The sequence below is a fragment of the Candidatus Aquicultor secundus genome, assembly GCF_002791875.1.
GTDB classification, from domain to species: Bacteria; Actinomycetota; Aquicultoria; order Aquicultorales; family Aquicultoraceae; genus Aquicultor_A; species Aquicultor_A secundus.
The window spans coordinates 1-13,701 of the sequence record NZ_PFNG01000274.1; the positions used below are offsets into that span (position 1 = coordinate 1).

The following is a 13,701-nucleotide window of genomic DNA, read 5'->3' on the forward strand; positions in this document are numbered from 1 at the left end:
AAAAAGAACATCATAGACATATTGGGAGTCTTTCACGGATCGCTTGACATAGACAGATATTTAGATTTAGAGAGCTAACAAATTACTCCCACCATACCAAGATAACCCGAGGATAGGGACGACGTACCTTCCGGCATTCAAACGATGATTTACACCCACGTCCTCAATCGTGGACCCGCTGGGGTTAAAAGCCCCGTCGATATGTTGTAAGGTCAAATAAGGCGCTTACAAGAAGAGTTATATGGACACACGAAGCACCCGCGATTGTTGCAAGTGAAAACCCAATTGAGCTGGAACGTCTTTATCTGCTTCACGATTCTATAGGGCGTGGTCTTGGCTCCGCCCTAATGAGCGAATGCATTGAAGAATCTCGGCGCTCCGCTCGCAAATCAATGTGGCTCCAGGTATGGGAGCGAAACGAACGTGCGATTGGCTTTTACGAAAAATGGGGCTTCAAGGGCGTCGGGGTCAGATCCAAGGAGTTAGGCAACTCGACAGGCAAGGATTTGGTTATGGCCAGAGAGATATAGCAGCGGTTTCTAGATAATAGTCAAAAGGAAGCGGTCGAAGAAGTGCGCAATTTAGAAGCGGCATCCGAGAAGGAGAAAAATCATGGCTAAGGGTCAAACTGTTAAGAAAGATGTAAAAAAGAAACCAGCAAAAACACTAAAAGAGAAACAGCTTGAGAAGAAAATGAAAAAAGCAGGTAAATAATAACATCGATCTAGACGACTCCAAAAAGAGCCGCCGCCGCTGATTTCAGGCGTTATCGAATAAAAAAATCCGTGGTATGATATATAGTAATACCAGGGAGGTGTTCCGCTACGGGTAAAGCAAAGATCGCAATCACGTTAGATGAAGAATATGTTGAACAGATAGATAGATTGGTCAATGAACATATCTTCCAAAATCGTAGCCAAGCCATTCAAGAAGCCGTATCGGATAAGTTGCGGAAAGTGAAACAAGGCCGACTGTCTTTGGAATGTGCAAAACTTGATCCGACTTTCGAAAAAGCGATGGCCGAAGAAGGACTAAATGAGGATATCGCCGCATGGCCGGAATATTAAGGGGCGAAATCCGCTGGGCCGATCTTAATCCTGTCCGCGGTTACGAACAAGCGGGACTCCGGCCCGTACTGATCCTGAGTCACGATGTTTTTAACGAGTGCTCGGGCACGGTTATAGCAGTCGCAATAACGAGTAAACTGCAACGAGCCGGTTTTCCATTAACGCTTGAATTAACGAGCTCGAATTTGCCCAAGAGATATTGGATTAAGATCAGCCAGATTCGAACGCTTTCCGTGGAGCGGATTGGCAAGCTAATCAGTAGGGCCTCGCAAGAAGAAATCGCTCAAGTAATCGAAGGGCTAAATGAGATCATCGCATGACAAAGCGTTCTACCAACCGCTACCCGGCCCATCCACGTAGCGGTCGGTGAACTTAAGCGTTGGGCCTATCATGAGAAGTCAACAAACCGCAAAAGTACAAACTTGTGTTTTATTCAAACTACCCAGCGCAGATGCTATTAATAATTATTGATTTTAATAGTTAAGGTTTTTTCTTTGGATTAATCTTAATCCAGAAGCGTTCATTCTGCTGGTCAAACATAATCTTAAAGTGCTTGAAGAAATCCGCTCGGCCAAGCAAATTACTCCCCAAAACTACCTTTGTTTTTGGGTCTGATAATCTGGTCCACCGTGCATCAAGCTCAAATATAACACTACTAAATCTAACCCTCACCGGATAGCGGTAGACCTTAATACTCTTTCCATCTGCGGCTGAGCCTTCAACCAAATTTTCTTTTCTTTGTACTGGTAGTTTTAAGTGTTTAGCTATTGCAATATCGAGCAATGAAGTATGGGCGCCCGAATCAACCAGGCCCATTGTAGCGAAAGGTTTCTGTTCTGGGGCTAGAATCTCGAAATCTACTAGTGGTCCATGAATAAAGCCAGACCCAACACCCATGAACTCGTAATCATACCACATTAAAGGAGTTGTGCCCTCCTGCATTCTTAGGCAGAGGAAAGATAATGGGGCGTTTAACGTTTTTCTTGAGCTTGCTTACCTTTTTTTCTACTTCGCTGATCGAGCGGCCACAAGCTATGACAGTATGGTCTGAAACTGCGACATATTTCCCTGCGCACTTAATTAAATCTTGCTCGTATTGTTCCTTTTTAGTAGCCATGGCACTCTCCTTCTAGAAGAAATCTTACCCGTATGGATAAACACAAAACCTCGCTAAAAAGTGATCCTACATTTCCACAATAAGCATAATTACAGGTAATACGCTTAACAAATTTCAAGTGCTTGCTTAATAATTATATCGGTTGTTATAGAACTCGTTGTAAAGGTGCGCACAACACTGCATTTGCTCTTCCTACTAATATAATAAATTAATTGCTAGTCTTTGCCAATATATGACCGAGCGCTTTATGGCTACTCTTTATCATATTGTTTTTCTTTTGTTTCCTTTATTTGGCCTACTTAGGAATATCTACAGATTCGCTCTTGGCCTTATAGCCGCCATCCTTCTTCATGTGTTTGTGGATATCAGCCCGGTACTTTACCAGATGAAGATCATCTCGCCGGATGTTGCTTTTATAGCTCTAATGGTTGAAGCAGCGGTTGCTTCATTTATGTTCTTAAAGTTTGTGCGCAGGTTTGACTTAGAGAAGCAACCATTCTATGAGGCGAAAAGCGGAAGGGTTCTTTATGTTAAAGATGAAGCCAAGAAAAAAACGGCCAGACCCTCAATCAGAGTTGGCAACACCCATTCCCATTCACGAACACGAAAAGCTTAAAGTCCCTTAAGCGCCGATGGTACTGCCCTGGAGACGGGGTGGGAAGTTGGCCGCCGATTCTATAAGGCCTCCAGGCTAAAAGCCCGGAGGCCTTTCCTGTTTATAGGCAGGGTAAGCGTGAAGAACTTTCTCGTCTTCTATCCAACACAGGTTTATGTTGGAACCGAGTTTGTTAACAAACGTTTTCAATGTCTTACCTATTTCCGATATTCTGTTAATGTTATAATAAGATGAAAGATTGCCCATAAAGCGATACTGCCTATTGCATCTTTTTATAATTGAGGCATGTTAAATGATTAAATTTAAGCGCATTGAGCATGACCCCCGTGCTTTTTTTGGAGATTTGGTAGATAGATTGGCTGCCGATGAGAATGTTGTGGCCATTTATTTATTTGGTTCTTACGCAACGAACAAAGTTGGGCCTCTTAGCGATGTCGATATTGCTGTGTTGTTTGAATCTCAGCTGCCAGCCGAGGAATATTTTGACAAACAGCTCGATTTTATAGGAAGGGCAGCTCAAGCTTTGCACACCGATGAGGTAGACGTTGTTATTCTAAATCAGGCACCATCGCTTTTAGCTTACCAGGTAATTCGCGAAAGGAAAGTTTTATTTTGCCGCGATGAGGTAAGTAGAGTCACGTTTGAAGCCAAAGCTATAGATCGTTATTTAGATGAAAAACCGATGCGGGCTTTGATTTATCAGGCATTAATAAAGCGAATTAAGGAAGGTCGTTTTGCCAGCTGAACGAGAGATTGTAGAGTCCAAGTTAAAATACCTTGAAGATACACTTCGCAAATTGCAGGCACTGAGCACAGTTGGACTTGAAGAGTTTTTAAGCCGCGAAGATTTACGATGAACCCGCCATTCATCCAACGAGTTCTACCCGTTGGATGAATGGCATCCTCGCTGTGTGCATTATATAGCTGTTAATTGTATAATGTTTGTATGAACAATAACCGCTGGACGACCAGCAATAAGGCTGTATACAATCTGGGCTACCACATCATTTGGTGTCCGAAGTATCGCCGCAAGGTATTGGTAGACGACGTTGAAGCCAGGCTCAAGGAACTTTTGCACGAGAAGGCAGCTGAAATTGGGGTCGCCATTGAAACCCTTGAAGTGCTCCCTGAGCACGTTCATCTGTTCGTTAAAGCCACGCCAACTAAAGCGCCGCACTATATCGTTCAGCAGCTCAAAGGCTATACATCTCGCACATTAAGACAAGAGTTTAAAAGCTTAAGGTCAAGATTGCCGACACTGTGGACCAGAAGCTACTATGTAGAATCGGTCGGGCATATTTCTGAAGCCTCCATTAAGAAATATATCGAGGAGCAAAAGAACAAGTGAGAGTCACCTATAAGTACAAGCTCTATAATTCAAAGAAGAACAAGCACCTGCACCAGACGATTACCCTGGCCGGCAGGGCGTATAACCACGGGATAGCCCTGCACAGGCGATACTATAGGCTTTACGATAAGCATCTCAACCAGTATGCTCTAATGAAGCACTTCACCAAGCTTAAGAAACGTCCCCATTACGCATGGCTAAATGATATCCCCTCCCAGGCACTTCAAGAGATAGCGCAACGTATTGACAGGGGCTATCGGCTGTTCTTTCGTAACCTAAAAGCAGGCATCAAAACCGCTCCACCCTTATTTAAGAAAACCCGCAAGTACAAGAGCTATACCCTAAAGCAAGCTGGGTGGAAGCTGCTGGGTGACAGCCGAGCCCAAATTGGCAAACGAGTCTACAAAATGTGTCGAGACAGGACTCTCGTCGGTGATGTTAAGACGGTGACGATTAAGCGCGACGCCCTCTATGACTTGTACCTTTGTTTCTCGGTCGAGGTGGACGACCCCAAAGTGCGACCCACGTCCGGTAAAATGGCGGGGTTCGATTTTGGGCTAAAATCCTTCTTGACCGTGCATGATGGTTTCGAGTCCTACGAGATAGCCTCACCAGAGCTTTTCAAACAGAGTCTGAAAAGCGTCAAAGCGCTTTCCCGTTGCCTTTCCCGAAAGGCCGAAGGCTCGAACAACCGCCGCAAGGCGAGGGCGCGTCTAGCAAGAGCACACCGGGCTATCGCCAACAAGCGCCTTGGCTGGTTCTTTAAGCTCTCCCACGACTTAACGGAGCGCTATGACTACCTGTTCTTTGAAACACTAAATCTCAAGGGGATGCAGCGCCTTTGGGGTCGCAAGGTGAGCGACCTTGCTTTCGGTATGTTCTTAAACGTCTTGCAATATGTAGCTAACAAGAAAGGCAAGGTTGTTGCCCTTATAGACCCGTTCTTCCCTTCGAGTAGACTGTGCCCGCATTGTGGCTGTATCAATGAACATCTTGAGTTAAGTGACCGGCGTTGGCGTTGTCCTCATTGCCACGAGATTATCGAGCGAGACGTAGCCGCCGCTCTCAACATTTTAAGAGAAGGGGCATCTTCTCTTGGTGGAGGCGATGTAAGACCCGTTCTCGGGCAATCGCTGTTGATGCCAGAATCCCACGCGCTTTAGCCGTGGGAGTATGTCAGCGCCTTATTTTGCGCTTGTTTGGGGATAGTTTTGCAACAGGCTCCTAGGTGATGAACGACAATTAAATCTTGAAACTTTTCGAATTTATTGAAGGAGTTCGCTCGCTTTCCGTAGAAGGAACTAAAGTACGAAACAAGTTAGAAAACTTGTAAGCAAGTGCTGGCGATTGCCGGCAAGGGGAGTATAATTAATCTAGCCGATGCTTGCTCGGGGATAGATGATCTAGTTTTTCAAGTAAGAGTCACCGTACAAATATACCTATAAATCGCAGTAATAGTTACAACCGTGGAGGATTTCAATTAACGTCCTAATGTTGGGGTGGGAGCTGCCCCCGTATCATTCCGGTGGTCTCGGCAGGGCTTGCGAGGGCATGACTAAAGGCCTCGCACGCCGCGGTGCATCCATATCCTTTGTTCTTCCTAAAAAATTCCATGACGCGCGCTACGAATGGATGGATGTGCACGATGCTTCAACCTACGCGTTGGCCGGAATCGATCGCGATTTCCAGGATGAGCACCTGTGCATGGAGTTTGTAATGCGCCACCAGTGCTCGCTGATGCGCGGCTATGCTGCGGGCCCCGGCGAGGTCGTTTGCGGCACGTGCTTCCGCGGTTTTCAAAGCGCCGAGCATATGCACGTTAATCTTTACGCAAAAGGCGTCATGGAGGTTGCCAAGCGCGCCAACTACGGTGTGATTCACGCGCATGACTGGATGACCTTTCCCGCGGCGGTTGCCGCCCGCAAGGTCGCGGCGGCGCGGGGTAAAAAGGTACCGTTTATCGCCCAAATCCACGCCACGGAAATCGATCGCCATGACGGCTCGCAAATCTATGATGTAGAAAAGCGTGGAATGCTGGCCGCCGATCGGATTGTTGCGGTGAGTAACTACACAAAGTCCATTATCACCAAGTACTACGGCATCGACCCGCGCAAGATAAGCGTGGTTCACAACGGCATCGAGCCGCGCTCTATCGAACGTTTTCCAAAACATCCCCTTAAGCGACGCTATAAACTGGTGCTGTTCATCGGCAGGATTACCTACCAGAAGGGCCCTGATTACTACGTGCGCCTGGCGAAAAAGGTAACCGATCAATTCGCAAATGTAAAGTTTTTAATGATCGGCTCAGGGGATATGCAGGCGTCGATGGTCGAGATGGCGGCGCGCGAAGGTTTGACGGGAAAGCTTCTGTTTAGCTCATGGATAAGCGATGAAGCGATGGACTTAACTTATCAGATGGCCGATGTGTTCGTGATGCCTTCGGTCTCCGAGCCGTTTGGTATCGTGCCGCTTGAGGCTATCCAAAACGGAACGCCGGTTGTTGTCTCCAAAAACTCCGGCGTCATCGAGGTTGTTCGAAGCTGTATTGCGGTCGACTTTTGGGATATCGACAAGATGGCAACTGCTATCGTGACCCTTCTAAAAAACGAGCCCTACGCGAAGAGCATGGTGGCAAAGGCGCAGGAAGAGGTACGCGGTCTTACCTGGGATCTGGCCGCCGGCAAACTCATCGGTGTCTATAACGATACCGTAAAGGAAGCTGCTTATGCCTAGCGTGTGTTTCTACTTTCATGTGCACCAGCCCGTGCGGTTGAAGCGCTTCAGCTTATTTGACATAGGGCGCGAGCCCGGCTACTTCGACGAGAAGAAAAACGCCGAAATCCTGCGCAAAGTCGCTCAAAAATGCTACTATCCGGCAAATAACCTCATTCTGGAACTCATCGAGCGGTTCGAGGGACGCTTTAAGGTAAGCTATTCGGTCTCCGGGGTCTTCCTGGACCAGGCAATGGACTACGAGCCTAAAATAATCGAGAGCTTTCAGCGTCTGGCAAACACCGGCTGCGTGGAATTTTTAAGCGAGACCTATTACCACTCGCTCGCCTCGCTTTATTCCGAGGAGGAGTTCTTCGAGCAGGTGCTCGACCATATGCTTTTAATCGCCCGTCTATTCGGGCAAGTCCCGAACGTTTTCAGAAACACCGAACTCGTCTACTTTGATTACCTTGCGCATCTTATCAAACGGTTCCATTTCAAGGCCGTACTATGTGAGGGATGGGATGCTATCCTTGGATGGCGCAGCCCTAATTTTGTCTACGAAACCCAGGGATTTCCAGTTAAGCTACTCCTAAAGAACTATCGCCTTTCAGACGATATCGCTTTTAGGTTCTCTAATAAGGACTGGAAGGGATGGCCGCTAACCGCGGATAAGTTCGCCAACTGGGTGCACTCGATAAACGGCTCGGGACAGGTGATCAACCTGTTCATGGACTACGAGACGTTTGGAGAGCACCAATGGGAGAACACCGGCGTATTTAACTTCATGCGCCACCTGCCCGCAGCGATCCTGCGACATCCCGACGTGGATTTTGTGACCGTCTCTGAGGAGGCCGACAGGTATCACCCCGTAGGTACGCTTTCTATGCCGTATCCTGTTTCATGGGCCGATACCGAGCGTGACCTGTCCGCATGGCTTGGGAATGAAATGCAGCAGGCCACGATCAAGGCGGTCTACGCGCTCGAGGAGAAAGTGAAAGACACGCGAGACCTCGAGCTTTTAAAGACCTGGAGGCAGTTGCAGACGTCGGACCACTTCTACTATATGTGCACGAAGTGGTTTAACGATGGGGACGTGCATAAGTACTTCAATGCTTATGAGCGCCCGCACGACGCGTACATCTATTTTACGAACGTCCTGGTTGATTTTATCGATCGAGTCGAGGACTTTTTAGCAGGTATGAAGGTGGCGAACAAGCAACAGGAGGCGCCTCGCATAGTCTTTGAGGCCCCGGTTGCCGACCTAAATATTCCGGTACCTGGGATTGACCTGCCGGTACCCGGTGTGGAGTTGCCGAACGCGGTAGCCAGACAACTGGGGCAGGTGGGCAGGGCTCAGTAACCGGTTGGAGGCTTTTAAAAATGGGCGATTCACCGTATTTGTTCGAAGTTTCATGGGAAGTAGCAAACAAAGTGGGCGGTATCTACACCGTCCTCGAGTCCAAGTCCGCATTGGTCAAGGAGGAGTACGGCGATAATTATTTTCTGATCGGCCCGTACTTACCCGGCAAATCCGAAAGCCAGTTTATTGAAAGGCCGATGCCTTCGTTTCTCATTAAGGCGCAAAAGGACCTCGCGCCCGAGGGGATCGAGTTTCATTTCGGCACATGGCTTTTAGAGTCCGAGCCGCAAGTTATCCTGGTTGACTTCGGACGCGAGTTCAACAACCTGGATGCTTTTAAAGCGAGCCTTTGGGACCGCTACGGCGTTGACTCGCTGTTCTGCGGCTACGATTTCGACGAGCCGGTCGCGTTTTCGCTGGCGGTCGGCAAGCTCATCGAATCCATCAAGCGGATAGGCTTAAGGAAGGAAAACCTCATCGTTCACGCCCATGAGTGGCTGACCGGCGGCGTTATCCTTTACCTTGACAGCACCGATCTTGAGTTCTCAACCGTTTTTACGACGCACGCCACGTTCTTGGGGCGTTGCCTGGCATCGGCCGGTATCAACTTCTACGCCGAGATCGATTCAATCAACGCCGATGAGAAGGCCCGCGAGATCGGGATTACCGCCAAGCACATCCTGGAGAAAGCCACCGCGCTTCACGCGGATGCGCTGACTACGGTTTCGGGGATCACCGGCAGGGAAGCCGAGGTGTTTTACGGGCGCAAGCCCGATGTCATCCTGCCAAACGGCCTGAACATGGCGATGTTTCCAACCGTGCAGGATATCACCTATATGCACCGCGAGTATCGCAAGTACCTGCGCAAGTTCGCGCAGTACTACTTCTTTCCGTATTACTCGTTCGATATTGAAAAGACGCTCTTCTACTTCATCCTTGGCCGCTACGAGATGCGCTGCAAGGGCATCGATCTTTTCATCGATGCGCTTGCCGAGCTTAACCAAAAGCTCAAATCAAAAGAGAGCGACAAGACGATTGTGGCCATGTTCTGCATCCCGGCGGGCAACTCGGGAGTAAAGAGCCAGTTAATAGAGGGCAAATCGCTCTATCAAAGTATTAGCCAGGCGGTAAACTACAGCCTGGATGATGTGTACGACCGCATCCGCCGCGCTTACGTCGGCGAGCATGAGTTTGATATCGAGTGGATCCTCGGCAAGGAATTCCTCGACAAAGCCGGGCAGGACCAGCGCAGGTTCAAACAGCGCGGCAACCCGCCGCTAAGTACCCATGAACTCTTGAACGAGCAGCACGACGAGATACTGAATATGTTCAAAGAAAAAGGCCTGGTTAATAACGAGGACGATAGGGTTAAAGTGGTATTTTATCCAACATATCTCTCCGGTGTCGACGGTCTTTTGAACCTACAGTTCTATAATGCAATGGCCGGCTCGCATTTCGGCGTGTTCCCATCGTTTTACGAGCCATGGGGATATACGCCGCTTGAGGCGGGGGCGCTTGGTGTTGCCTCGGTGACTACCGACCTTTCCGGCTACGGGCTTGCGCTTAAAGAGCTGGGCTTAAAGAAAAAGCTGCCCGGAACCTACGTCATCGATCGCAGCAACTTTGACTACGAGCGCGAGAAGAAAGACTTGCTCTCGATTCTTTACGAGTACACGTTGCTCGATAGCGACGAGCGCATGGAGCTTCGCTTAAACGCCAACGCGCAGGCGAAGAACTTCGACTGGAAGATCCTCATTAAACATTACTTTAAGGCGCATAAGCTTGCGCTCTCTAAAAGCAAGGTGTGCGCGGCATGAGAAAAGATTACTTTCGGGATCTCTGGACGTTTGTAGCGCCCGGTAGAGCCCTTCGACATTTTGACTCTAAAGAAGTAAAAGCAAGCGACCACACGGGCTGCTTCTTCTGCCCGGGCAACGAGAACTTGACGCCGCCGGAGATCAGCCGCGTCCAGGAAAATGGAAGCTGGCAGGTGCGCGTCTTCCCGAACAAGTTTCCGATTATCGGCGGGGAGGATATTAGCGAGAACGGCTGGGAAACCGCCTCCAGTTACGGCCACCACGAGGTAATTGTGGAGACACCGGACCACTACCAGCGCGTGTCCGAGATAACGGTCGCTGAGATGGTCAATACGTTAAGAACCTATCGCGACCGGATTAACGCCCTTGAGGACGATCCCAATATCGGGTACGTCTCGGTTTTTAAGAACCAGGGGCGAGAAGCCGGCGCGTCGCTTGACCACTCGCACACGCAGGTGCTTGCGGTCACGCAGGTACCGGCCCAGATCAAGGAAAAGATGGAGCACAGCCACACAGGGGAGTGCATCTACTGTAAGATCAACCAGGGCGAGCGGGTTTCCCCGCGACTGGTTTCAATAAACGACTCGTTTGTTGCGTTTTGCCCGTTTGCACCGCGTTTTACCCACGAACTTTGGGTGGTTTCGCGAGAGCATATCCGAAGCTTAAACAACTTAAACGACCCGGCGCTGGCCGATCTTGCAGGCATTTTGCTGAAATCCCTAAAAGTGGTCGAGAAGGTAACTCCGAATTATAATATGGTGTTGAACTACGGTCCGAAGGGAGCGGATTTCCACTTCCACATCGAAATCGTGCCGAGGATACCGCACCAGGTTAAGGCGGGGTTCGAGCTTGGTACCGATTACGCCGTAATCACAACGGCGCCGGAAGAAACCGCGGCATTTTACAGGGAACATATCAGTGAAAATCAGCCATATTAGCAAAGACAACGCTATCGCAAAACACGTCGAACATGCGGCCGCTTTTATTCTAGTAAACGAGCGCAAGGACTTCGCCACGTTTTATACTTCACCGCAGTCGCGCTATGAGGGCTTTTTTGTGGCGCGTGAGGGCTCCTTTATAAAGACTGTCTCGCGCATCGGCACCCGCACCATCGCCGACAAACTCGACCTTTACCACAACAAAGGTTTTGCCGCTCTTCATTATAGTAGGAGCAGTGAGAGCGGTAAGAACGGTAAGAGCAGTGAGAGCACAGAGGTCTACAGCGTTGCAAGCGGTGAGCCGGTTCTCATCTACGAAAACCTTTCCGAAGAGAGCATGGTCGTCCGCCTTGATATACGCGACCAATTCTATATCCCCGAGTGGGGAAGATACTACGATTTCCAAGAGGACAAAAAATCCGTTATTGTTAGCTATCATGACGATCGCCTGGTTGAACCGGTGTTTTTAGCAATCCTGCATGACGGGGCGTTTCATCCCATGGGCGAGTGGGTGCCGGTCGAGTACGAGCGCGATAGGCAACGCAACTCGGAGCCGGCAGTCCTCTACGAGTATGACCTCGGCGAGTTTTCCGGCAAAAAGCTGGTCTTTGCATTTGGTGAGACCGCTGCGGAGGCGCTTGGGCGGGCGCACCGCTATAAGAATTTGTCACAGGCCAAAGTCATTGTAAAGAGCAAGGTAAAGCCAAAGCTCACCGGAAAAAAACCGGACGCAGCTGCAAAAAAACTGGCAAGCGAGTGCGCTCACGACGCGCTTGATTCGCTCTTTGTAAAAGACAGCATGCTTGCGGGCATGCCCTGGTTTACCAAGGCGTGGGTGCGCGATGAGCTTATCTCGCTTCCCGCCATGCCGAAAGCGAAGGCACGGGCAATGCTCGCCAAGTATATTCACGCCGAGTGGGAAGGCGACAAGCTCCCGGTCATCTTTGGCGGAAGCAACTATTGCTCGGACGGTATCGGGCTCCTCTGCTGGGCAATTCTGTTCGGACGCTATCTGCTGGATGAAGAGGAAAAACGGCTTCTGGGGACCAATCTCGTGAGATCCATTGAAGCGCTTGAGGCCACGGAGAACGAGTATGGTTTTGTTCCCTCCGGCAAGCGTGAGAGCTGGATGGACAGCATTGAGCGCGATGGGTATCCCATAGAAACCCAAGCGCTCTACGGCCAGATATTGCAGCTAGCACACCTTTTAACTAAAAATGAGCGCTATGAGGAAAAACGCGCGGCACTCTTAAAAAATATCCGCACACACTATTTTGTTGGCGGATACCTTCACGATTGCCTGGGAGACGGCACCATCCGGCCCAATATATTCCTGGCGGCGTTTTTCGCCCCGGAGATTTTAAGCAAAGCCGAGTGGGAGAAGTGTTTTGACAAGGCGCTGCCCGCACTCTGGCTTGAGTGGGGAGGACTCGCCTCGGTCGATGCGCGCCACGAGTGCTTCTGCGACGTTTCGACAGGCGAGCAGGATACCAGCTATCACAACGGCGACTCCTGGTTCTTCGTCAATAACATTGCGGCGCTTATCCTTTATAACGTGAACCCGACCAAGTACGCCAAATATACCGATGCGATTTATGCGGCTTCGACCTGGGAAATTCTCTGGGATAACTTTGCGGGCTGCCCCGGCGAAATCAGCTCCGCCCGCACCCTCGAATCTTGGGGCTGCGGCCTTCAGGGCTTCTCGGCCGCTGCTTATGTGTATTTGACACAGCACCTTCCGGTACGTAAATGGGCGCTTAAAGGCCTCTTTGCGCCTGCGGCAATCTTGCTGAAAAAGTAAGAGAGCCTTGTCGGCTCACCCTCATTTAAACGACAGAGATTTATAAACCGCAAAATCTTTATGCTGTGGGTCCGCAACGCGGGCCTTTACAGCGGTCAGTATCCTGCCGCGCAGCTTCCGCCGGAGTATTCTGAGGATGCGGTGACTGGTGTTTCGACGATCTTCCTCTCTTCCGGCTTGCTGATATAAAGAACTTGACCGCTCTTGCTTCCGTACCGGTAGACGGTAATGCCTTTGCATCCCATGCCGTAAGCCAGCAGATATACCTTCCTAACATCCTCGAGAGTTGCATTCTCCGGCAAATTAACTGTTTTAGATACCGCATTGTCGACATATTTTTGAAACGCCGACTGCATGTGAACGTGCCATTCCGGGGCGATATCAAACGCTGTTACAAACACTCTTCTGACGTCCTCCGGGATTTGCTCCATGCCCTGTATGGACCCGCGCCTTGATATTTCCATCATCAATTCCTGGCTGTAGAAGCCGCGTTCCCGTGCGACCTTTTCAAATACGGGGTTGGTTTCTAGAAGAGTCGTTCCCTCCATGACATTGCGCGCGTACGCTACGGCGAAGATGGGTTCGATACCGCTGCTGGTGTTTGCGATGATGCTGATGGTGCCCGTTGGGGCGATTGTGGTGATGGTCGCGTTTCTTATCATTTTATAGTCGGCCTTATCCCACTTGCTTCCTTTGAAATTGCGGAAGGGGCCGCGCTCCTCGGCGAGTTTAACCGACGCATTGATCGCCTCATTATAGATAAAATTCATAACCTTTTCGCCCGTCATGATCGCCTCATCGGAGTTATAGGGGATACCAAGCTCTAAAAGCATATCCGCAAACCCCATAACCCCGAGGCCGATCTTGCGGTTTGACTTGGCCATGTAATCTATCTGCGGCAACGGGTACTTGCCGGCATCGA

At 49.7% G+C, this 13,701-nt stretch carries 15 protein-coding genes; 12 read left to right on the forward strand and 3 right to left on the reverse strand.

The window, feature by feature from the left end; all coding sequences use genetic code 11:
* Window positions 1–284: 284 nt before the first annotated feature.
* The 3 genes from COY37_RS11565 to COY37_RS11575 all read left to right on the forward strand — a co-directional run bounded on the left by COY37_RS11565 (window position 285) and on the right by COY37_RS11575 (window position 1,387).
* Window positions 285–530, forward strand: a complete 246-nt coding sequence (locus tag COY37_RS11565) for a GNAT family N-acetyltransferase (RefSeq protein ID WP_286677870.1) — start codon at window positions 285–287, stop codon at window positions 528–530.
* 315 nt (window positions 531–845) lie between these two features.
* Window positions 846–1,067, forward strand: coding sequence for a ribbon-helix-helix domain-containing protein (locus COY37_RS11570; RefSeq protein ID WP_286977680.1), 222 nt, complete (start codon window positions 846–848; stop codon window positions 1,065–1,067).
* Window positions 1,052–1,387, forward strand: coding sequence for a type II toxin-antitoxin system PemK/MazF family toxin (locus COY37_RS11575; protein WP_286677856.1), 336 nt, complete (start codon window positions 1,052–1,054; stop codon window positions 1,385–1,387). The genes COY37_RS11570 and COY37_RS11575 overlap by 16 nt, the downstream gene beginning before the upstream one ends.
* Window positions 1,388–1,547: 160 nt before the next feature.
* Here the strand turns inward: COY37_RS11575 and COY37_RS11580 are convergent, their stop codons facing one another.
* Together COY37_RS11580 and COY37_RS11585 are read right to left on the reverse strand one after the other, a co-directional pair.
* Window positions 1,548–1,985: a retropepsin-like aspartic protease gene (locus COY37_RS11580; RefSeq protein ID WP_286677857.1), complete on the reverse strand. Its 438-nt coding sequence runs from the start codon at window positions 1,983–1,985 to the stop codon at window positions 1,548–1,550.
* Window positions 1,975–2,184, reverse strand: a complete 210-nt coding sequence (locus COY37_RS11585) for a DUF5678 domain-containing protein (RefSeq protein WP_286677858.1) — start codon at window positions 2,182–2,184, stop codon at window positions 1,975–1,977. Before COY37_RS11585 ends, COY37_RS11580 begins: the two co-directional genes overlap by 11 nt.
* A gap of 247 nt (window positions 2,185–2,431) precedes the next feature.
* Between COY37_RS11585 and COY37_RS11590 the strand changes: the two genes are divergently transcribed.
* The 9 genes from COY37_RS11590 to COY37_RS11630 all read left to right on the forward strand — a co-directional run bounded on the left by COY37_RS11590 (window position 2,432) and on the right by COY37_RS11630 (window position 12,779).
* A complete protein-coding gene (locus tag COY37_RS11590) occupies window positions 2,432–2,800 on the forward strand; it encodes a hypothetical protein (RefSeq protein WP_286977673.1) in 369 nt (122 codons plus the stop codon).
* A 292-nt stretch (window positions 2,801–3,092) separates the two neighbouring features.
* Complete coding sequence (mntA, locus tag COY37_RS11595) at window positions 3,093–3,545, forward strand: type VII toxin-antitoxin system MntA family adenylyltransferase antitoxin (RefSeq protein ID WP_286677860.1); 453 nt, start codon at window positions 3,093–3,095, stop codon at window positions 3,543–3,545.
* 201 nt (window positions 3,546–3,746) lie between these two features.
* The gene (gene tnpA / locus COY37_RS11600; RefSeq protein WP_286677861.1) at window positions 3,747–4,148 is read left to right on the forward strand and encodes an IS200/IS605 family transposase; all 402 of its coding nucleotides are present in this window, start codon (window positions 3,747–3,749) and stop codon (window positions 4,146–4,148) included.
* Entirely contained in the window at window positions 4,145–5,311 is a 1,167-nt protein-coding gene (locus tag COY37_RS11605; RefSeq protein WP_286677862.1) for an RNA-guided endonuclease InsQ/TnpB family protein, read from the forward strand. Before tnpA ends, COY37_RS11605 begins: the two co-directional genes overlap by 4 nt.
* A 328-nt stretch (window positions 5,312–5,639) precedes the next feature.
* On the forward strand, window positions 5,640–6,881 hold the full coding sequence (locus tag COY37_RS11610; RefSeq protein WP_286677863.1) for a glycosyltransferase family 4 protein: 1,242 nt from the start codon (window positions 5,640–5,642) through the stop codon (window positions 6,879–6,881).
* Window positions 6,874–8,223 carry a glycoside hydrolase family 57 protein gene (locus COY37_RS11615; RefSeq protein ID WP_286677864.1) on the forward strand — a complete coding sequence of 450 codons (1,350 nt, stop codon included), beginning with the start codon at window positions 6,874–6,876 and terminating at the stop codon, window positions 8,221–8,223. The genes COY37_RS11610 and COY37_RS11615 overlap by 8 nt, the downstream gene beginning before the upstream one ends.
* A gap of 20 nt (window positions 8,224–8,243) precedes the next feature.
* A complete protein-coding gene (locus tag COY37_RS11620; RefSeq protein WP_286977676.1) occupies window positions 8,244–10,040 on the forward strand; it encodes a glycogen/starch synthase in 1,797 nt (598 codons plus the stop codon).
* Window positions 10,037–10,978, forward strand: a complete 942-nt coding sequence (locus COY37_RS11625; protein WP_286677866.1) for a galactose-1-phosphate uridylyltransferase — start codon at window positions 10,037–10,039, stop codon at window positions 10,976–10,978. Before COY37_RS11620 ends, COY37_RS11625 begins: the two co-directional genes overlap by 4 nt.
* On the forward strand, window positions 10,959–12,779 hold the full coding sequence (locus COY37_RS11630; RefSeq protein WP_286677867.1) for an amylo-alpha-1,6-glucosidase: 1,821 nt from the start codon (window positions 10,959–10,961) through the stop codon (window positions 12,777–12,779). Before COY37_RS11625 ends, COY37_RS11630 begins: the two co-directional genes overlap by 20 nt.
* Before the next feature lie 95 nt (window positions 12,780–12,874).
* Here COY37_RS11630 and COY37_RS11635 read toward each other — a convergent pair.
* Window positions 12,875–13,701 (reverse strand): ribonucleotide reductase barrel domain-containing protein (locus COY37_RS11635; RefSeq protein WP_286977679.1); only part of this gene is annotated, 827 nt, incomplete at its 5' end.